This window comes from Streptococcus sanguinis (assembly GCF_020729725.1).
In the GTDB taxonomy this organism is placed as follows: Bacteria; Bacillota; Bacilli; order Lactobacillales; family Streptococcaceae; genus Streptococcus; species Streptococcus sanguinis_V.
Genome location: NZ_JAJEPA010000007.1, coordinates 82485 through 101949, shown reverse-complemented (window position 1 = coordinate 101949; position 19465 = coordinate 82485). Strand labels below are relative to the sequence as shown.

General features: G+C 44.0%; 18 protein-coding genes and 1 rRNA gene. 2 read left to right on the top strand and 17 right to left on the bottom strand.

What is annotated here, in order from left to right; all coding sequences use genetic code 11:
- From K4I03_RS05275 to K4I03_RS05260, 4 genes are all read right to left on the bottom strand, one after another.
- A 16S ribosomal RNA gene (locus K4I03_RS05275) occupies positions 1-245 on the bottom strand; the annotation flags it as partial.
- Between the two features lie 332 nt (positions 246-577).
- A complete protein-coding gene (gene hpf, locus K4I03_RS05270; RefSeq protein ID WP_002903257.1) occupies positions 578-1120 on the bottom strand; it encodes a ribosome hibernation-promoting factor, HPF/YfiA family in 543 nt (180 codons plus the stop codon).
- Positions 1121-1201: 81 nt separating this feature from the next.
- Positions 1202-1867: a ComF family protein gene (locus K4I03_RS05265; RefSeq protein ID WP_227963945.1), complete on the bottom strand. Its 666-nt coding sequence runs from the start codon at positions 1865-1867 to the stop codon at positions 1202-1204.
- Positions 1864-3162: a DEAD/DEAH box helicase gene (locus K4I03_RS05260; protein WP_227963944.1), complete on the bottom strand. Its 1299-nt coding sequence runs from the start codon at positions 3160-3162 to the stop codon at positions 1864-1866. The genes K4I03_RS05265 and K4I03_RS05260 overlap by 4 nt, the downstream gene beginning before the upstream one ends.
- 55 nt (positions 3163-3217) lie before the next feature.
- Here K4I03_RS05260 and K4I03_RS05255 point away from each other — a divergent pair, with 55 nt between their 5' ends.
- Together K4I03_RS05255 and cysK are read left to right on the top strand one after the other, a co-directional pair.
- Positions 3218-3850 carry a YigZ family protein gene (locus K4I03_RS05255; RefSeq protein ID WP_002903261.1) on the top strand — a complete coding sequence of 211 codons (633 nt, stop codon included), beginning with the start codon at positions 3218-3220 and terminating at the stop codon, positions 3848-3850.
- A 100-nt stretch (positions 3851-3950) separates the two neighbouring features.
- Complete coding sequence (gene cysK / locus K4I03_RS05250; RefSeq protein ID WP_049553164.1) at positions 3951-4880, top strand: cysteine synthase A; 930 nt, start codon at positions 3951-3953, stop codon at positions 4878-4880.
- 104 nt (positions 4881-4984) lie between these two features.
- On the opposite strand, the gene K4I03_RS05245 is transcribed toward cysK, so the two are convergent.
- The 13 genes from K4I03_RS05245 to K4I03_RS05185 form a co-directional block, all read right to left on the bottom strand.
- Positions 4985-5347 (bottom strand): S1 RNA-binding domain-containing protein, encoded by a 363-nt coding sequence (locus K4I03_RS05245; RefSeq protein WP_002901252.1) that lies wholly within the window; start codon positions 5345-5347, stop codon positions 4985-4987.
- On the bottom strand, positions 5347-6747 hold the full coding sequence (locus K4I03_RS05240; RefSeq protein ID WP_227963943.1) for a bifunctional Cof-type HAD-IIB family hydrolase/peptidylprolyl isomerase: 1401 nt from the start codon (positions 6745-6747) through the stop codon (positions 5347-5349). The genes K4I03_RS05245 and K4I03_RS05240 overlap by 1 nt, the downstream gene beginning before the upstream one ends.
- Before the next feature lie 39 nt (positions 6748-6786).
- Complete coding sequence (locus K4I03_RS05235; RefSeq protein ID WP_111675396.1) at positions 6787-7419, bottom strand: response regulator transcription factor; 633 nt, start codon at positions 7417-7419, stop codon at positions 6787-6789.
- Positions 7397-8416 carry an envelope stress sensor histidine kinase LiaS gene (locus K4I03_RS05230; protein ID WP_125402748.1) on the bottom strand — a complete coding sequence of 340 codons (1020 nt, stop codon included), beginning with the start codon at positions 8414-8416 and terminating at the stop codon, positions 7397-7399. Before K4I03_RS05230 ends, K4I03_RS05235 begins: the two co-directional genes overlap by 23 nt.
- Complete coding sequence (liaF, locus tag K4I03_RS05225; RefSeq protein ID WP_002893496.1) at positions 8413-9108, bottom strand: cell wall-active antibiotics response protein LiaF; 696 nt, start codon at positions 9106-9108, stop codon at positions 8413-8415. Before liaF ends, K4I03_RS05230 begins: the two co-directional genes overlap by 4 nt.
- 145 nt (positions 9109-9253) lie before the next feature.
- Positions 9254-11107 carry a Stk1 family PASTA domain-containing Ser/Thr kinase gene (pknB, locus tag K4I03_RS05220; protein ID WP_227963942.1) on the bottom strand — a complete coding sequence of 618 codons (1854 nt, stop codon included), beginning with the start codon at positions 11105-11107 and terminating at the stop codon, positions 9254-9256.
- On the bottom strand, positions 11104-11844 hold the full coding sequence (locus K4I03_RS05215; protein ID WP_002903268.1) for a Stp1/IreP family PP2C-type Ser/Thr phosphatase: 741 nt from the start codon (positions 11842-11844) through the stop codon (positions 11104-11106). The genes pknB and K4I03_RS05215 overlap by 4 nt, the downstream gene beginning before the upstream one ends.
- Before the next feature lie 18 nt (positions 11845-11862).
- On the bottom strand, positions 11863-13179 hold the full coding sequence (gene rsmB / locus K4I03_RS05210) for a 16S rRNA (cytosine(967)-C(5))-methyltransferase RsmB (RefSeq protein ID WP_227963941.1): 1317 nt from the start codon (positions 13177-13179) through the stop codon (positions 11863-11865).
- Entirely contained in the window at positions 13169-14104 is a 936-nt protein-coding gene (gene fmt, locus K4I03_RS05205; RefSeq protein WP_227963940.1) for a methionyl-tRNA formyltransferase, read from the bottom strand. Before fmt ends, rsmB begins: the two co-directional genes overlap by 11 nt.
- Before the next feature lie 83 nt (positions 14105-14187).
- Positions 14188-16575 carry a primosomal protein N' gene (locus tag K4I03_RS05200; protein ID WP_227963939.1) on the bottom strand — a complete coding sequence of 796 codons (2388 nt, stop codon included), beginning with the start codon at positions 16573-16575 and terminating at the stop codon, positions 14188-14190.
- Between the two features lie 60 nt (positions 16576-16635).
- Positions 16636-16950 carry a DNA-directed RNA polymerase subunit omega gene (gene rpoZ / locus K4I03_RS05195; protein ID WP_002893503.1) on the bottom strand — a complete coding sequence of 105 codons (315 nt, stop codon included), beginning with the start codon at positions 16948-16950 and terminating at the stop codon, positions 16636-16638.
- Between the two features lie 25 nt (positions 16951-16975).
- Positions 16976-17608: a guanylate kinase gene (gene gmk / locus K4I03_RS05190; RefSeq protein ID WP_002893505.1), complete on the bottom strand. Its 633-nt coding sequence runs from the start codon at positions 17606-17608 to the stop codon at positions 16976-16978.
- 187 nt (positions 17609-17795) lie between these two features.
- A complete protein-coding gene (locus tag K4I03_RS05185) occupies positions 17796-19409 on the bottom strand; it encodes a ribonuclease Y (protein ID WP_002911302.1) in 1614 nt (537 codons plus the stop codon).
- Positions 19410-19465: the final 56 nt, after the last annotated feature.

Below are 19465 nucleotides of genomic sequence, written 5' to 3'. Positions count from 1 at the left end.
ACGCAGGTCCATCTGGTAGTGATGCAATTGCATCTTTCAATTAATTATCATGCAATAATCAATTTTATGCGGTATTAGCTATCGTTTCCAATAGTTATCCCCCGCTACCAGGCAGGTTACCTACGCGTTACTCACCCGTTCGCAACTCATCCAAGAAGAGCAAGCTCCTCTCTTCAGCGTTCTACTTGCATGTATTAGGCACGCCGCCAGCGTTCGTCCTGAGCCAGGATCAAACTCTCATTAAAAAGTTTGAGTTCGCACTCATTACTGTCCACTGACAGATTTATTTTCGTTTTTTGACAGGTTACATATCTCTATGTCACCCTGCACTTGGTTCGTCTTGTTCAGTTTTCAAAGGGCTTTGTCTTTCGCGACAACTATATTAGTATATCACCTATACCCTCACCCTGTCAATACCTTTTTCAATCTTTTTTCGTTTTTTTAAAAGTTTATTTTTCAGTTCTGAGTATAAAGTTAATTTCTTTGTGAGCAGGAAGCTGGTTTATGTCACCTGAGTGTATGACTTTCTATAATCTAAAAAGGTTGAGAAAACTGCTCTCAACCCTCTTTTCTTACTTTATTTAACCTCTAAAAGGCCAATATCTCCATCCTCGCGACGATATATAACATTTGTGCTGCTGTCCTCAGCATCGGAATATATGAAGAAATCATGGCCCAATAAATCCATCTGCAGAATCGCTTCTTCCAAGTCCATCGGCTTCAAATCTATGTGTTTTGAACGGACAACTTTTGATGGGACTTCTTCTGCTTCTTCAGCAAAGGAATCTGTGAAAAGCTGGCTTGTAGCAACCTTATTGCGATTCTTTCTTTCAATCTTGGTCTTATTTTTGCGGATTTGGCGCTCAATCTTATCTGTGACCAAATCAATTGATCCATACATGTCCTGAGAGATATCTTCTGCACGAAGAGTGATGGAGCCTAGCGGAATTGTTACTTCCACTTTCGCAGTTTTTTCACGGTAAACCTTGAGGTTCACACGCGCATCAAGTTCTTGCTCTGCTTGGAAATACTTCTCAATCTTCTCAAGTTTAGAAACTACGTAGTCACGGAGAGCATCTGTTACTTCTAGGTTTTCACCACGGATACTATATTTAAGCATATAAGTACCTTCTTTCTAAACATAAATGTTTTATTTATAATATCATTATAACGCTTTCATTCCTTTTTTGCAAATTTTTTCTTATCTTGCGATTGAAAATGTCAAAATTTCTTTCACTCCTGCTTCCAGCAAGATTTGCTTGGCTAATTGCAAAGTTTTTCCAGTCGTATAGATATCATCAACCAGCAAAATTTTATCTGGTAAATCAACCCCATTCTTAATTTTAAAAGCCTGCTGCGTCAGCAGACGCTCCTCACGTGTCTTGCTCGACTGTGCTAGGGTGTCTTTTTTCTCTAAGATATTTCTATATGACAAGTTTGCAGCATCTAAAAACCCCTGTACTTGATTAAATCCTCTTACTTGAAATTTTTCGATACTAACTGGAATCGGAACAATGGTATGCTCTCTAAACATTTTGACTGCTTTTTTAATTGCTTTTGCAAATACAAAACGCAATGCATAGTCTCCCTGAAACTTGTATTGACTGAAATAATCCTTCATTGCATCATTATAGGTAAATAGTGACTGATGCTGGACTTGATTCCCCTCTTTCTCCCATTTTTTGCAATCTGTACATAAGTCTGATTGTCCGTTTCGAAAACAGCGTGGGCAATGCTCTTCAGATATGCGTTCAAAATTTTGATAACAAGTGGAGCAGCAGCTTGGTCCTTCTTCTTTTAATAGAAAAAGCCGTAAAAAACTGCCTTTCTCCTTAATTTGCTCCTTACATAAAAGACACTCTGTCATAATCCCGCCTCCTTATTCATATCTCTCATTTCCCGAATTGCCTTTTCCATAGCAAGGGTAGTCCCATCATGAAAAAATAGCAACTGTCCAGTCGGTCTATCCATACTACGGCCAACTCGGCCTGAAATCTGAACCAGAGCACTACGACTGAACAGGCGATGATTGGCTTCCAAGACAAAAACATCTACACCAGGAAAGGTTACCCCACGCTCTAAGATAGTCGTTGTCACCAAAATAGTGATCTCCTTGCGACGAAACTGCTCGACAATCTCCAGACGATTTTCTGTTGTGGAGGCGACAAAAGCCAGCTTTTCATCCGGCAGAGCAATCTGCAAAGCCTGAGCAAAATCCTCTCCTCTTTGAATTTCTGCAACAAATATCAAGAGAGGAAATTGAGTCTGCCTCTGTTTTTCTATATATTTTAAAAGCTTAGGTGTTATTTTCTTCTTCTGAAGATATTTTTGAAAGTCAGATAACCAAACTTTCTGAGGGATAGTCAAGGGATTACCATGAAATCTTCTGGGAAGACTCAGGCGTTTCAGCTCACCTTTTTGAACTCTTTTATCCAGTTCATCTGTGGAAGTGGCTGTCAGAAAAATAGTTGTAGCATTCTCTTTCACAGAACGCTCTACAGCGTGATACAGCATGGGATTATCCACATAAGGAAAAGCATCTACCTCGTCAACAATCAACAAATCAAAAGCCCGATAAAATTTTAAGAGCTGGTGGGTGGTCGCAATTACCAAGGGGCTGCGAAAATAAGCTTCTGACTCCCCATGCAGAAGGGCTATTTCACAAGAAAAGTCTTCTTTTAGGCGCCGATAAAGTTCTAAACAAACATCAATCCGCGGACTGGCCAAGCAAACAGACCCTCCTCTATCAATAACTCTTGCAATCACTTGGTAAATCATTTCTGTTTTTCCAGCGCCAGTAACAGCATGCACTAACGTATTCTGTCTTTTCTCTAGCGCATCCAGTAAGCCTTTGGAGACCTTCCCCTGAAACTCTGTCAGTTGCCCCTGCCATTTAAGCACCTGTTTTTTAGGAAAATCCTCTTGAGGAAAATAGTAAAGTTTTTGGTCACTCCGTACCCGGCCCAATATTAAGCATTCTCTACAATAATAAGCTCCAACAGGTAGCTGATTTTCTCGTTCAATCAAGCTGTTGCAGCGTCCGCAGTGGAGCTTGCCTTTTTCTTCTCGGATACTGGGAATTTCTTTTGCTTGTGCTCGCAAGCTAGACTCTAACTGACTCTCTGTAAATATACGTCCTAAACAATCTTGCAACTCTAACATACTTATTTATTCGTAATTTTTTGGCAAAATTCATATTTTCTTGTAAAATATAGTTATGGAATTTAAGACAATTAAAGAAGATGGCATGGTTCAAGAGGAAATTAAAAAATCCCGCTTTATCTGCCATGTAAAACGAGTTTACTCCGAGGAAGAGGCTCGCGCTTTTATCACTGCTATAAAAAAAGAACATTACAAGGCCACTCATAACTGCTCTGCTTTTATCATTGGGGAAAAGAGTGATATAAAGCGAACTAGCGATGATGGTGAGCCCAGCGGAACAGCCGGGGTTCCTATGCTGGGAGTACTAGAAAAGCACAATTTGACCAATCTTTGCGTGGTGGTTACTCGCTATTTTGGCGGTATTAAGCTAGGAGCCGGCGGTCTGATTCGAGCTTATGCCGGCAGTGTTGCTTTAGCTATTAAGGAGATTGGACTGGTTGAGATAAAAGAACAAGCTGGCCTGCGCCTAAGACTGTCTTACAGCCAATATCAGGATTTTACTAATTTTTTGAAGACAGAAAATCTTGCTGAATACGATACTGAATTTACAGATACCGTCTCCACCCTTCTTTTTGTTGATAAAGGTGAAAGAGAACTGCTCAAAGATAAGCTAACTGAGTTTTTTAAAGGCAAATTAGAAATGATAGATCAAGGACTGCGCCAAGTAGAAGTCCCCTTGACACTTTGACATAAAGAAAAGCTATGGCTCTCATAGCTTTTTTATATTTTACAAAGCTCTTATTTCATTTTATACTAATTCTATTAAATTATATTGAGGTATGTATTCTATGTCACGTATTTATCAAAATATTACAGAACTAATTGGGCAAACTCCCATCGTCAAATTGAACAACTTGGTTCCAGAAGGAGCTGCTGAGGTTTATGTGAAGTTAGAGGCTTTCAATCCTGGCTCTTCTGTCAAAGACCGGATTGCCCTCAGCATGATTGAGGCGGCTGAGCGCGATGGCCTTATTAAGCCTGGCGATACCATCGTTGAAGCAACCAGCGGAAATACCGGTATTGGCCTTTCATGGGTTGGAGCAGCTAAAGGCTACAAGGTCGTCATTGTTATGCCAGAAACCATGAGTGTGGAACGCCGCAAGATTATCCAAGCTTATGGTGCTGAGTTGGTCTTGACTCCGGGTAGCGAAGGAATGAAAGGTGCCATTGCAAAAGCACAAGAAATTGCGCAAGAACGTAATGGCTGGCTGCCACTACAATTTAATAATCCGGCCAATCCAGAGGTTCACGAACGAACAACAGGAGCAGAAATTATTGCTGCTTTCGGTGAAACTGGACTGGACGCTTTTGTTGGCGGTGTCGGAACTGGCGGAACTATTTCCGGTGTATCTCACGCTCTCAAAAAAGTTAATCCGGACATCCAAATCTACGCAGTTGAAGCAGACGAATCTGCTATCCTTTCTGGTGAGAAGCCAGGTCCTCACAAAATCCAAGGGCTTTCTGCCGGATTCATTCCAGAGACCTTGGATACAGCAGCCTACAACGGTATTGTCCGCGTAACTTCTGATCAAGCACTGGAATTCGGACGCTATATTGGCGGTCAGGAAGGCTTCTTAGTGGGGATTTCATCTGCTGCTGCTATTTTCGCAGCTATTGAAGTAGCGAAAAAACTAGGAGCTGGCAAGAAAGTCCTTGCTCTGGCTCCTGATAACGGCGAACGTTACCTGTCTACCGCTCTCTACGAATTTGATGCTTAGTATTTTTTGAAAACATGTCCATTTCAACTTAGCAATCGGCTATGATTTGAATGGCAATTCTATCTAAGCAAAATATCCTGTTCTCTTATGGAACAGGATATTTTTTAAACTTTTTCTTCTTTTAAGAATTTTTTTGCCTCTTTGATCCAGATAGGCAGCTGTCTGCCTAAAGGCTCAAAACCAATTTTACAGCGGTCGTTTGAAAAGCGGTGGCGTCTAGGGAGGCGGTGCTTTTCTTCTTCCAGGGTCCGCATGGACAGACTGGACTTCCCAGAAAATTCATCATAGTCCACAACCTGTACTAATACCTGCTGGCCAATCTTTACACTATCATGGATATTTTCAATATAACCCGGACGAATTTCTGAGATATGAATCAGACCAATCGTACCATTTTCCAGCTCAACAAAAGCTCCATAAGGCTGAATCCCTGTGATTTTGCCTTTTAATTTATCACCGATTTTCATCAGTCTTCTACCTCAATTGTCTCAATCACAACATCTTCCACCGGCTTATCCATAGCCCCCGTCTCAACAGCTGCAATCTTGTCCAAAACTTGGTAGGACGCTTCATCAGCCAGCTGACCAAAGACAGTGTGGCGCCGATCCAAATGCGGTGTTCCTCCCTGACTGGCATAGACTTCAGCGATAGCTTCAGGCCAGCCGCCGCGGCTCAATTCCTTAGCTGAATAAGGAAGATTTTTATTTTGAACAATGAAAAATTGACTGCCGTTAGTATTTGGCCCAGCATTTGCCATGGAAAGAGCCCCACGAATATTGTAAAGCTCAGGTGAAAACTCATCTTCAAATTTCTCACCATAGATAGACTGACCGCCCATACCGGTACCAGTAGGATCGCCACCCTGAATCATAAAGTCCTGAATAATGCGGTGGAAAATCACACCGTCATAATAACCATCTTTAGCAAGGGCGATAAAGTTGGCTACTGTTTTTGGTGCCTGTTCTGGAAACAGCTGAACTTTCATGTCCCCATGATTAGTCTTGATAGTCGCTTTTGGACCTTCTGCTGCTGCAAGTTCTACTTGTGGAAAATGTAATTCTTTTTCTACCATACCTAACTCCTCTAAAGCGGCAAAAATACCGTCTTCTTCTACTGTTTTTGTAATATAATCTGCTCTTTTTCGCAGTTCTTCATGGGAAACACCCATGGCAATGCCAATTCCGGCATAGTCAAACAATTCCAGATCATTGAGCCCGTCGCCAAAAACCATGACATTTTCAGGTTTCAAGCCCAGATGCTCGACAACCTTGGAAACTCCGGCTGCCTTGGAACCTTCTGTCGGCACGACATCTGACGAATGAGGATGCCAGCGAACCAAACGCAGATGCTCCGCTAACGCCTCTGGCAGCTGCAGGCTATCTCCTCTATCTTCAAAGGTCCAAAGCTGATAAATATCCTTGTCTAAATGAAAGTCTGGATCAACAAGCAAATCTGGATAAACCACATCAATGGCCTCTGAAATTAGAGAATGTCGATTTGACAAGGATGCTCCATGGCTGCCGACCAGACCATAGTCAATCCCCTCCTCCTGAGCCCAATTAATATAGGAAGTCACTCTATCGGACGGGATAACCGTCTGAGAGATCACCTTCCCTTTGCTGTCTTCGACATAGGCTCCGTTCAGTGTAACGAAAAAGTCTGGCTGCAAAGCTCTCAGTTCCGGCACGACACCAAACATTCCTCGACCAGAAGCAATACCCGTCAAAATCCCTTTGTCCTTCAACTGCTTGAAAACTGTCTGGATAGATTCTGGGATAAAACCTGTATCCTTGATTCGCAGGGTATCATCTATATCGAAAAAGACAATTTTTATCTTTTTTGCCTTATATTTTAATTTCGCGTCCATATCTCCCCTTGTCCAATCTTAATCTTTTCTATTATACCATTAAAAGTCTTCTTGTGGGACAAGATGGTGCTGAAAAGCATAAACAACTGCCTGAGTGCGGTCGCTCACCTCCAATTTGGACAGGATATTGGATACATGAGTCTTGACCGTTTTGAGGGAAATGAAGAGCTCATCTGCAATCCGTTGATTTTCATAACCCTTGGCCAAAAGCCCTAAAATATCACGCTCACGAGCTGTCAAATCCTCATGGAGCTCGATATGGTTACGATGGTACTCCACTTTCTTGCTGACCTCTGTTTCAATGGCAAATTCTCCCTTGGCCACTTTTTTGACGGCACGAAGAATTTCTTCAGCGCTGGAAGTCTTGAGCATGTATCCATGAGCGCCTGCATCCAGAACAGGATAAATTTTTTCATTATCCAAATAAGAAGTCAAAATCAGAATTTTTGCTTCCGGCCATTCTTTTAAAATGGCCAGTGTCGCTTCGATACCATTCATCTCAGGCATGACAATATCCATGATAATCACATCCGGATGTTCTGCCAAAGCCTGCTCAACTCCTTCTTTGCCATTGACTGCTTCAGATACTTCAGCTATATCATCTTGCAGTTCCAGGTAACTTTTCAATCCCAATCTGACCATTTGGTGGTCATCCACTAACAATATCTTCATGATTTTCTCCTTCTAGTAAAGGTATCGTGATTTCAATAGAAAGACCTTTTCTGGGGGCTGTCAAAAGCTTAAAAGTGCCCGCCATATCCCGCACACGGTCTTCCATATTTTTCAGGCCGTAGCTGAGTTCATCCTGAGCCAGCGGATCAAAACCGACGCCATTATCAGATACCTTGATTTTAAGCTCATTTGGCGCCTGATAGAGGTAAATATCCAGTCGACTGGCTTGGGCGTGCCGCAGTGTGTTGTTGATAATTTCCTGCATGATTCTGAAGACATGCTCCTCCATCTGTTTGGGTAGATGCCCAACCTGATGATTGAAGTGAACATCAATGTCACTTTTATCAGTCAGCTCCTTGATAATCACATCCATACCTTCGACCAGAGTCTTATTTTCCAACTCTGTAGGTCGCAAATGAAGCAGGAGAATCCGCAAATCCTTCTGGGCTGTGTCCAGAATATCGGCAATCCCCTTGAGCTGCTTTTGCAGTTTTTCTCCATCAAGCCGTTCTACATTTCCAGCCACTCCTGAAAGAATCATATTGGCTGCAAATAATTCCTGACTGACAGTATCGTGCAAGTCACGCGCAATCCGCCGCCGTTCTTTTTCGATAATTTTTTCTTCTGTCTGCAGGGTTTGATTTTCAGACTTTTGGAGATTCTCTGTCAAACGATGCAGCCTTCTCTCGAGCTGATGCAGAGAGCTATCCAACTCGGGTTGGTCTGTCGGCTCCAGTCTCCGTCCATCCAGCAAATGCCGAAGATTTTTTTGCACATGGGCTACCGATAGATATTGGATTAAGCGGGCCGCAATCACAATCAGAATGGTCAGTGATAAACCGATAATCACAACAAAGAAAACAAATGACTGCAACAGCTCCAAATCATTAAAGAGCTCCTGCCAAGTGAAATCAAAAATATTGAAAATATAATGGAAGATGATAAATAAGACAAAGAAAGTATAGAGGAGAATGAGAAAATAATTTGATTTCTTCACTTTCTGACAACCTCCACATTTCCTAAGAAGCTGACGAGGACAATCTTCACTGTCTTATTGGCCCGCTTGTAGTCTGGTGTCGTCAGCGAAATGGTTTCATTGCGCAGTTTGCGAGATGGATGATGCAGAAAGTTCAGCTCCCCGTAAAGAGTATTGATTTGCAGCTGAATTTCCACATCCAGCGGCACAATAATCTTGGTATCACCAAAACCTTTTCGAATGACAATGACGTTATCATGGTTGACTAAAATCACATCTTCCAAATGAATGGTGTCTTTCCCAACAATGCGCAAGAGATTGATGTCGTGGAATTGACAGCTGTCCTTAGAAAAATGCTGCAGGTCCCCCAGCCAGCGATTCTTTTCACTCTGAATTTCCACATCTTCTTCGTAAACGAGATGGGTTTCTTGATTTTCCTTATAGATATAAGGGTAGGCCACAATCATTCCATAAACCAGCGCGAATAAAAGGGCAGCAATGACATAGGGATTGAGCATAATAATGAAAAACAGCATAATCATGGAAGCGACCAGCAGAAAATTCCCTTTTTGCTTGCCGAAGTAATAATAGAGCAGCAGCAAAAAAAGGACCAAGATAATGACAACACGTGAAAAATCAGCTGCCAACATGGTCACCAATGCCATGGATAGTAAGACTGTTTCAACAAAGACAAATAATTGAACCTTCCACATAGCCTTTTCCTTTCTCTACCTTCCTATTTTAACAAAATTAGACCAAAAATCCTCCGTCCAAGGCATGAAATGGGGAAATTTGTCCAGCAAAAAAGAAAAAACCATCCGTTTTAAGCTGAAAAACTTAAAATGGATGGTTTATTAATCAACCATCAGATGAGCTGGAACTAGTTCCATGTCCGCTATCTTCAGACGATGAGCTGCTCTTTGAGCTGCTACTAGACGATGAAGATGACGAGCTAGATGACGATGGTGTCGTTGCTTCTGTCACATAAAGAGTGATTTTTTCATTAGATTTGAGGTCAATTGTCTGACCTGCTGCTGGTGACTGGGAAGTTACCAAGTCTGCCTGAGTCGAAGTGACTGAGCGGTCAACAACTCGCTCAATTCGGGAAGAAGAAATTCCCATTTGGATCAAGTAAGACCGTGCATTAGCGTAGGTGTACTGCATGCTGCCAAAGTCAGGCATGGACACACTAGTCACTTCTTTGGCCACTGTCAGCACAATCTGATGATTGGAAGTCAAATCATAGGTCGAACCAGCTGCCGGAGACTGACGAATCACCTGACCTGGCTCGTACTCGTCCGATTCTTCCTCAACAATCTCAATCAATTTCTCAGAAACATTATAGTTTGTTTTCAGATTTTCAACTGCGGCTGATTTTGCTTGTCCAACATAATCTTCCATTACAAAGGTCTTGGGGCCCTTGGAGATAATCAGGTCAATCTTGCTGCCTTCGCGGCGCTGACTGTTGGCCTGTGGATCGGTTTTAATGACTTTGCCAGATTCGACATTGTCGCTGTATTCTTCCTTTTCGTCTCCGACAACCAGCTTCTTAGCTTCAATAGCGGAGCGAGCCTCTGCTACAGTCTGACCAGAAACATCTGGCACGCTGGTATTGGATGGGCTATTATAAAGAAGGACAACAAAGGCAGCCAAAACCAATAGGACTGCAAAGAAAAGTACTTTGTAACGCGTTCTCAAACGACGTTTCTTTGGAACTTTCTTAACCGCATCAGCTGTCTCTTCCTTAACTTCAGTCGCTTCCGCTTTAGGCGGTGTTGGCTTAACAGGTGGAACTGCTGGCTGCGGTACAGGTGAGATTTTTGGCAAGGTCTTGGTGTCTGCTTTCGCAACATCATCAAAGACCAATTTCTTTTCATTACGACGCTCATAAGATAAGCTGCTGGACAAGTCAACATACATCTCTGCAACTGACTGATAACGATCCGTCAGTTTTTTGGCTGTTGCCTTAATGACCACATTTTCTAAAGCTTGAGGCACATTAGGATTTTCAGAAATGATGGATGGCAGCGGCTTTTGGAAATGCTGAAGAGCAATCGTAACGGCGCTATCCCCATCATAAGGGATATGACCAGTCAGCATCTCATAAAAAATAATCCCCATCGCATAAATATCACTCTGAACAGTTGCTTTAGAGCCACGTGCCTGCTCAGGCGATAGATAATGAACCGAGCCCAGCATAGAATTAGTCTGAGTCAGACTAGTCTCTGCAAAGGCAACCGCAATCCCAAAGTCTGTTACCTTGGCATTGCCATCTGGGGTTAAGAGGACATTTTGTGGTTTCAGGTCACGATGGACAATACCGCGTGTATGCGCCAAGCGCATCGCCAGCAAGATTTGTCCCATGATTCTGACTGCTTCTTCATTTGAAATCGGAGAATTCTCTTTGATATAGCGCTTGAGGTCAAGACCTGCCACGTATTCCATAGCCAGATACTGCTGGCCATCTTCTTCCCCAATATCAGTAATCCGAACGATGTGCGGATGGTCCAAGTCAGCCATCGCCTTAGCTTCCCGCTGGAAACGCGCGACAGCGATAGGATCTGTCTGGTAATTGGTCCTAAGAACCTTTACCGCAACTTCCTCACCATCCAAAATCAAGTCCTTGGCCAGATAGACATCTGCCATGCCTCCTCGGCCAATCTGCTTGATGATTTTATATCGCCCGGCAAAGATTTTGCCGATTTGAATCATGCCTTATCCTCCTTGTCAAAGCGAACCAGAGCAACTGTGATGTTATCCAGCCCTCCAGCATTGTTGGCAAAGCGAATTAAGGTTTGTGTTTTTTCAGACAGGCTGATATCGCTGGTGACAATGTCACAAATTTCACTGTCTGAAATCATATTGGTCAGACCGTCACTGTTAAGCAGGAGGTAGTCACCATCTTCCAAGGTAATCATGCCATAATCAGGCTGCACTTCGTCTTTTTGACCAATAGACTGGGTAATGATATTCTTCTGCGGATGACGCTCTGCTTCTTCTGGAGTAATCTGTCCAGCTTTCAACAAAGCATTAACAAGTGAGTGATCATTAGTTAGCTGACGGTATTCATCACCGCGAATCAGGCCGATGCGAGAATCGCCGATATGGGCATAGATGGCTTGATTATCAATGATAGCCAAGGCTTCCAAAGTCGTGCCCATGCCCTTGTATTCTTCATCTTGACCAAATTGATGAATGCGCTGATTTTCCTCTTCCAAGTGCTCCGCAAACCATTCACGCACCTGATTCACCGAATCAATCTGTGTATCAACCCAGGCAGCTCCTAAGTCTGTCACAGCCATTTCACTGGCAATGTTTCCAGCTCTGTGACCGCCCATACCATCTGCCAAGATGATCAGGGTCTTGCCAGCCCGATTCACAAAAAGATTAGCATAATCTTGGTTATTTGTACGCTTTTGACCAACATCTGTTAATAATGAAATTTCCATACTGTCAGTTTCCTCCTCTTATTCCGATATCTTCCTAAATTGACTGATAAAAAATCCGTCGCTTTCATATAATTCCGGCGTAATTAAGATACAGCCGTCTTTGACGATATCTTTTCTTTCATGGTCTAATAAGACTTGCTCAAAGTTCGGATGACTGGCCAGAAATTTCTCAACAACCTCAAAATTCTCTTTGGCCATAATCGTGCAAGTACTATAAGCTATTATACCACCTTTACGTAGACTTTGACAAACGCTGTCTAGTATATCCAGCTGAATTTTTTGTAAATTCTCAAAATCTGCATTTTCTTTATTATATTTTATATCCGGTTTGCGGCGAATTAAGCCAATACCAGAGCAAGGAGCGTCCACCAGGATTTTATCGAAAGCATCTGGGCCAAATGTCTCAAACACCTTGGTCGCGTCTAGCTTTTTAGTGGTGATTTTATCAGCCAGGCCCAGCCGTTCCGCATTTTCTTTTACGAGCTCTAACTTATGATCGTAGAGGTCCAAGGCTGTAATGTGGCCGCTCGTCAGATAGGAAGCCATGTGGACAGTCTTGCCGCCCGGTGCACTGCAGGCATCCAGAATCTGCTCCTCCCCTTCGATGGCCAGAGTCGGAGCCACAAGCTGACTAGACTCATCTTGAATCGTAATCGCTCCGCTTTCAAAGAGCTGATGCCCAGCAAAATGCCCCTGTCTTTTAACCAAGGCTGACGGAGATAAAAGCGAGTTCTCAGCCCCTAAAAGCTGGCGAAGCTCTGCCTTGCGCGACATATCCGTCACGCGAATGCTGGCCTTACTACGAACAAAGAGACTGGCAAAGATAGCTAGAGCTCTTTCTTCGCCAAACTCTTCTATCAGGTCTTTGACCAGCCAGACCGGCAGAGAATACTGGATCGAATAGCGCTTGTTTTTGCGCTTGATTGTTTCAAAATCAGCCACACCCTCACGCTCAATCCTACGTAACAAGGCATTGGCAAATTTTTCGCTGCCTCGTTTACGTATTTTCGCAATCTCAACAGCCTCATGAACAGCTGCATGCTGAGGGATTTTATCCAGATAGAGCATCTGGTACAGACTGAGCATAAGCAGAATGTAGAGCCAGTTATCTAATTTATCCCTATCCTCAATCAGATGGGATAAATACCACTCCAGAGTGATTTTCCGAGCAACTGTGCCGTAAACCAGCTCTGTTACCAGACCTTTATCTGCTTGACTCAGCGGACTTTGACTCAGAGCTCGATTTAAGGCGATATTGGAATAGGCTCCTTCTTCAAAAACTTCTTCCAAAATTTCCAAGGCCTGACACCGGGCCGTTTTTTGCTTACTTTCCAAAAGTATCTCCTGTGGACAGGCTGCGGCCCAGTCCATTCAAAAAATCAACGATAGCCATCTTGGGCTTACCAGCAGGCTGAACCGTCTTCAGCGAGAGAGCTCCCTGACCAGCTGCGACCACCAGCTCTTTTTTACTAATAGACAATATCTGTCCAGGCTGACCGTCGCCAGACGCCATATCTGCTTCGTAAATCTTAAAGCGTTGCCCTTGCAGCAAGGTATGAGCTACCGGCCAAGGATACATGCCGCGAATTTGATTGAAAATTTGGCGGTTTGTTTTGCTCCAGTCTATCCTCTCTTCTTCTGGGCTGATATTCGGAGAGAAAGTGACCTGACTAGGATCTTGCGGCTGAGGGATAATCTTCCCTTCCCTATAAGCTGGCAGAACATCCAATAACAGGTCTCGACCGATAAGCGCCAATTTTTCAAAGAGAGTTCCGACATTGTCAGTCTCTTCAATCGGCGTCGCCTTGCTGGCTATCATGTCTCCAGCATCCATTTCCTTGACCATTTCCATAATCGTAACACCCGCTTGCTCATCTCCATTGATCAGAGCGTAGTGAATGGGAGCCCCACCTCGGTATTTAGGCAACAAAGAGGCATGAACATTCACCGCAAAGTCAACACTGTCTAGCAAGCGGCTAGGCAAAAACTGTCCAAATGCAGCTGTGACAATACCATCTGCTTCTAAGTTCATCAACTCCTCTAAACCCGAGCTTTGAGCCAGCTTTTCCGGTTGATAAACCGGTAGCTTGTATTCCAAGGCCAATTCTTTTACTGGAGTCATACGTATCTCTCTTTTTCGGCCGACGGCCCGGTCCGGCTGCGTCACTACTGCTAATACTTCGTATTGACTGCTGGACAGCAGTCCTTTTAGGACAGTCGCTGAGAAGTCGGGCGTTCCCATAAATATTATTTTCATCATTTTCAACTATTGATTCCTTCTTTGTTCCTTCCCTTATTATATCAGAAGTCGCCTACAACAACCTTAATCTCGGCTAAAAAGCTTTACATAAAATTTTGTGGTTCATTATCAATTGTCAGGCGTAAAACTTTATTGTCCCGATTCTGTGTCCAGTCCAAGACTTGATTTAGCGTCGCCTGCAGCTTGTCTTCAAAGCGATATTTGAGCAAAATCTGATAATGATAGAGATTGTGGGTACGGGCAATGGGCTTCGGCGTTGGACCCAGGATTTGCACTTTTTCTGACAGACCGCTCCGCAGAATATCCATAACCTCATAGGCTTTTCGCACTGCTGTCTCTTCGTCCTTGTGGGACAGGGTTAGACCGACTGTATAGTAATAAGGCGGATAGCCTAGCTGCCGGCGGATTCCCATTTCATAAGCATAAAAGCCTTCATAATCCTGCTGCTTGGCAAATTCAATGGCATAATGATGAGGATTGTAGGACTGGATAAAGACCTGACCAGCCTTTTCAGCCCGACCAGCACGGCCAGCCACCTGAGTCAGCAGCTGGAAGGTTCGCTCTGAAGAGCGAAAGTCCGGTAGATTAAGAGCAGTATCCGCATTGAGTACACCAACTAGCGTCACGTTTGGAAAATCCAATCCCTTGGCAATCATCTGGGTGCCTAAGAGAATATCTGCCTGACCCTGACCAAAGCTTTCTAAAATGGCTTCATGGCTGCCTTTCTTACGGGTCGTATCTACATCCATCCTCAGAATGCGAGCCTGTGGAAAGAGCTGAACCAACTCATCATAAGCTTTCTGTGTCCCAGTACCATAATAGCGAATGCTGCGGCTGGCACAGTTAGGACAAGACTGAGGAATATTCTTAGTAAAGCCACAGTAGTGGCAGTTCATGGTCTTAGTGTCCATATGCAGGGTTAGAGAAATATCACAGTTGGGACAGCTATCAACTGTCCCACATTCCCGACACATGACAAAGCTGGAATACCCCCGCCTATTAAGCATAAGAACCGTTTGCTCTCCCTTATCCAGACGATCTTGAATAGCCTCTAGCAGGACCGGGGTGAAATTACTGGCCTCATGCTGGCCGATATAATCTCTAAAATCCACCACTTCCACTTGAGGAATCTGCGCCAGCGGATTTGCACGCTTGCTGAGCAGCTGAAAATCATAGACACCACGACTTGCTCGGGCACGGCTCTCCAAACTCGGAGTCGCCGAACCCAGCACTAAGACAGCTTGATTGTACTGAGCTCGCAGGAGAGCCACCTCTCTGGCATGATAGCGAGGATTAGAATCCTGCTTGTAGGAAGATTCATGCTCTTCATCAATGATGATGGCTCCAATATTTGTCAAGGGAGCAAAAATAGCTGAACGCGCGCCGACAACAACCTGGGCAGCTCCTCGCTCCACCTTGCGCCATTCATCATATTTCTCACCGTCAGACAGACCTGAATGCAAAATTGCAACTTGGTCGCCAAACCTAGAAATAAAGCGATCGGTTACCTGCGGAGTCAGAGAAATCTCTGGAACCAGCATGATAGCGGTCTTGCCTTGGTCCAGTGCCTCTGCGATGACCTGTAGGTAAACTTCGGTCTTCCCACTGCCTGTGACCCCTTCTAAGAGGACTGGCTGAGAATGACTCTGACCAATTTTCTGAGTGATTGCCGCAACCGCTGCGGCTTGTTCATCGTTTAAGGTCAGACTTTGCTGCTGACGCTCCTTTTGGAAATAAGCAGCAGAACGGCTAACTTCTCTATCTTCAATGCTAATTAGGTTTTCTTTGATAAAGTAATTGATAACATCGCGCGAAAAGTTTTCTCGCAAATCAGCCAAGAGCCGACTGTCCTGCTGGCTGAGCAGCACTTCTTTTAATTCTTGTTTTTTCTTGGCTTGTCGGGGAAGGTCATGATTTTGCAGAGCGGCATGATTGACCCGATACCATTTCTCAGTCTTAATATGCTTCTTGTCCGTCGCCTGATACTCCAGTCGAATACGGCACGTTTGAGTCAGTCGCATCAGCTTAGCCTGGCTTTTCTTGTCCAAATCAGAAAAGCGAAGACTGTCCTCCTGACCAAATATAGCTGAGCGCTCCTCATCATTCAGCAGCTCCGTCGGATAGAGTAGTTTATCATAGCTGGAGTTGAGAAGACTAGGCAGCATGGCCTTTAAAAGGCTAATCTTATAGGAAAAGACTGACTTGCGCAGCTCATCCGCCAGCCAGAGCTGTTCCTGATTCAGTACGGGACTGAAATCAAGGACTTCCGCAATCTCCTTCAGCTCATCTTGGTCTCCTGTCTCATCAAAGCCAACCACAATTCCCTGAATCAGGCGATTTCCCTGCCCAAAAGGGACATGGACTCGCATGCCAGCTGCCAGCATCCCTGCAAACTCTTCTGGAATAGCATAACTATAGGGCTTGTCCGTCTGCATCAGAGGAACATCCACAATAATCTTTGCTAGCTTCACATTCTCACCCCGCTTTCCTAAACGTCATTACAGAAAAAATAAGATTGAGCATCCCCAACCTTAAATCTTCTCACCTTCTTCTTTTTCTTTAGCGATTTGCTCTTTAATCTTGCGTTCTTCTTCTTCTTTACGCAGGCGCTCTTCTTCTGCCCGACGGCGAACTGCCTCGCGCTTGCCTTCTGGATCTGGATGGATAACGACATTGCCAGATTCAATTTCTTCCAAAGCACGAAGAGTGGATTTGACAGACTTGAATTCCTGCGTAGCGGGAGCTCCAGCTTCAAGCTCATGAGCGCGCTTAGCTTCTAAAATAACCAAGGAATATTTTGACGGAACCTTGTCCAGCAAAGTGTCAATAGACGGTTTTAACATCATAATTTTCTACCTAATTTCTAACTTTCTATCGAATAATCGTTTCATTTTTTGGAAGCATGTCCTGATAACGGCCGATAACACGGTCTACTCGGAAATGCTCTGCTTCAATCACGCGCTTGACACGGTCGGCAGCCAGCGGCACCTGATCATTGACAATGGCATAATCATACTCGCGCATAAGGGCAATTTCTTCTTTGGCCTTTTCAATGCGCTGGGCGATAATCTCAGCACTGTCTGTCCCACGCCCGACCAAGCGGTCTTTGAGTTCTTCTAAGTCTGGAGGAGTCAAAAAAATAAAGACGGCATCTGGAACTTTTTTCTTGACTTGCAAAGCTCCCTGAACCTCAATCTCTAGGAAGACATCAATACCTTTATCCAGCGTTTCATTGACATAAGTCAGAGGCGTCCCGTAGTAGTTTCCTACATACTCTGCATACTCCAGCATCTGTCCCTGACGAATCAGCTCTTCAAACTCCTCGCGAGTACGGAAGAAATAGTCAACTCCATCCACTTCACCTGGACGCTGAGGACGAGTCGTCATGGATACCGAGTACTGGAATTGGTTATCAGTGCTTTCAAAAATTTCTCGTCTAACAGTCCCTTTTCCTACACCAGAGGGGCCAGAAAAGACGATTAGTAAGCCTCGTTCCGTCATCATGTCTCCTTCACAGTCTTTCTATCTAGTGTAACAAAATTAGGCTAATATTTCAAGAGGATAGGAAGAAATGTATGTGTCTAGAGTTTTGAGAAAATAGAAAAAATAAGCAAGCAATCATACGGAAAACAAAATAGACCAGCAGATAATTTAAGAAAAAAGCAATCTGTTACCAGACTGCATTTCTTCTTTATTTTGCGTAGTCGACGGCACGCATCTCACGAATAACCGTTACCTTGATATTGCCTGGATATTCCAAGTTGTTTTCGATTTTTTCACGAACATCGTGAGCCAAAATCGTAATCTTGTCATCCTTAATCTTGTCCGGCTGAACCATAATCCGGATTTCCCGGCCGGCTTGTAAAGCAAAGCTGTTCTTGACACCCTTGAAGCTATTAGCGATTTCTTCCAAATCTTGGAGACGCTTGATATAGCTTTCCAGAGATTCACTGCGGGCACCTGGCCGAGCGGCACTGAGAGCGTCTGCTGCAGCTACGATAACGGCAATGACACTTTCTGCTTCCACATCCCCGTGGTGGCTGGCAATCGTATTAACAACGATTGGATGCTCCTTGTACTTACGAGCCAGTTCTGTCCCGATTTCCACGTGGCTGCCTTCAACCTCACGGTCAATAGACTTGCCAATATCATGGAGGAACCCAGCACGGCGAGCTAAATTGGCATTTTCACCCAGCTCAGCAGCGATGATGCCGGAAAGCTTGGCAACCTCAATAGAATGCCGCAGGACGTTCTGACCATAAGAAGTACGGAACTGCAAGCGCCCCATGATTTTCATCAGATCAGGATGCAGGTTAGGAGCTCCAATTTCATAAGCTGCGGCTTCCCCGTACTCACGGATGCGATTGTCAATTTCCAGACGGTTCTTCTCAACCAACTCCTCGATGCGGGCTGGATGAATGCGACCATCTTTCAAGAGTGCTTCCATGGTCATACGAGCAATTTCGCGGCGAATCGGATCAAAACCTGATAGAGTGACCACTTCAGGCGTATCATCAATGATGACATCAATACCAGTCAGACTTTCAAAAGTCCGAATATTGCGACCTTCCCGGCCAATAATCCGGCCCTTCATACTGTCATCTGGCAGATGCACCGTTGAGTTGGTTTGCTCAGCGACATAATCACCGGCAATACGCTGCATGGCTTGGACCAAGATATTCTTCGCAACCTTGTCAGATCGCTCTTTGATATCTTGCTCCGCATCCCGAATCCTAGTCGCAATCTCTTTAGAAAGCTTGTCCTCGGTCTGCGTCAAAATAATATCACGCGCTTCTGTCTGCGATAGCGAAGCAACTCGCTCCAGCTCTGCCGCCTTCTGCTTTTCAAGTTCCGCTACTTGTTCTTCACGCGCATCAATGTGTTTAGATTTATCTGAGAGACTTTGTTCTTTTTGCTCCAAAGCCTTTTCTTTGTTGCTTAAATTATCGTCTTTGCGGTCAAGGGTAGAAGCACGCTCTGTCAAGCGGCTTTCGATTTGTTTTAACTCTTGACGTTCAGACTTAAATTCTGCATCAACTTGTTCACGATATTTTCTGGCTTCTTCTTTTGCCTCCAAAAGTGCTTCTTTTTTAAGCGAACTTGTTTCCCGCTTGGCTTCTTTGACAATCAAATCAGCTTCGCGTTCAGCCTGTCCGCGTAAATTGGTTGCTTCTTGTTCAGCATTTAAAAGAGTAAGCTCTGCAGCTTCTTTAGATGATTTCATCTTAGCCGAGACACTTACATATCCAATCACTAAACCAATGATGGCAGCAAAAACAGACATAATTATAGGAAATAGGTCCATGTTTTTACTCCAAATCTATTTAATTGTTGAATTCAAAATTCCATACTATTCTATCA

Coding starts and splice junctions, on each gene's coding strand:
- K4I03_RS05255 (WP_002903261.1), top strand. CDS start 3,218: ATGGAATTTAAGACAATTAAAGAAGATGGCATGGTTCAAGAGGAAATT.
- K4I03_RS05260 (WP_227963944.1), bottom strand. CDS start 3,162: ATGTTAGAGTTGCAAGATTGTTTAGGACGTATATTTACAGAGAGTCAG.
- liaF (WP_002893496.1), bottom strand. CDS start 9,108: ATGTGGAAGGTTCAATTATTTGTCTTTGTTGAAACAGTCTTACTATCC.
- K4I03_RS05240 (WP_227963943.1), bottom strand. CDS start 6,747: ATGGACGCGAAATTAAAATATAAGGCAAAAAAGATAAAAATTGTCTTT.
- K4I03_RS05235 (WP_111675396.1), bottom strand. CDS start 7,419: ATGAAGATATTGTTAGTGGATGACCACCAAATGGTCAGATTGGGATTG.
- K4I03_RS05185 (WP_002911302.1), bottom strand. CDS start 19,409: ATGGACCTATTTCCTATAATTATGTCTGTTTTTGCTGCCATCATTGGT.
- hpf (WP_002903257.1), bottom strand. CDS start 1,120: ATGCTTAAATATAGTATCCGTGGTGAAAACCTAGAAGTAACAGATGCT.
- fmt (WP_227963940.1), bottom strand. CDS start 14,104: ATGATGAAAATAATATTTATGGGAACGCCCGACTTCTCAGCGACTGTC.
- K4I03_RS05245 (WP_002901252.1), bottom strand. CDS start 5,347: ATGAAAATCGGTGATAAATTAAAAGGCAAAATCACAGGGATTCAGCCT.
- rpoZ (WP_002893503.1), bottom strand. CDS start 16,950: ATGATGTTAAAACCGTCTATTGACACTTTGCTGGACAAGGTTCCGTCA.
- gmk (WP_002893505.1), bottom strand. CDS start 17,608: ATGATGACGGAACGAGGCTTACTAATCGTCTTTTCTGGCCCCTCTGGT.
- K4I03_RS05215 (WP_002903268.1), bottom strand. CDS start 11,844: ATGGAAATTTCATTATTAACAGATGTTGGTCAAAAGCGTACAAATAAC.
- K4I03_RS05265 (WP_227963945.1), bottom strand. CDS start 1,867: ATGACAGAGTGTCTTTTATGTAAGGAGCAAATTAAGGAGAAAGGCAGT.
- pknB (WP_227963942.1), bottom strand. CDS start 11,107: ATGATTCAAATCGGCAAAATCTTTGCCGGGCGATATAAAATCATCAAG.
- cysK (WP_049553164.1), top strand. CDS start 3,951: ATGTCACGTATTTATCAAAATATTACAGAACTAATTGGGCAAACTCCC.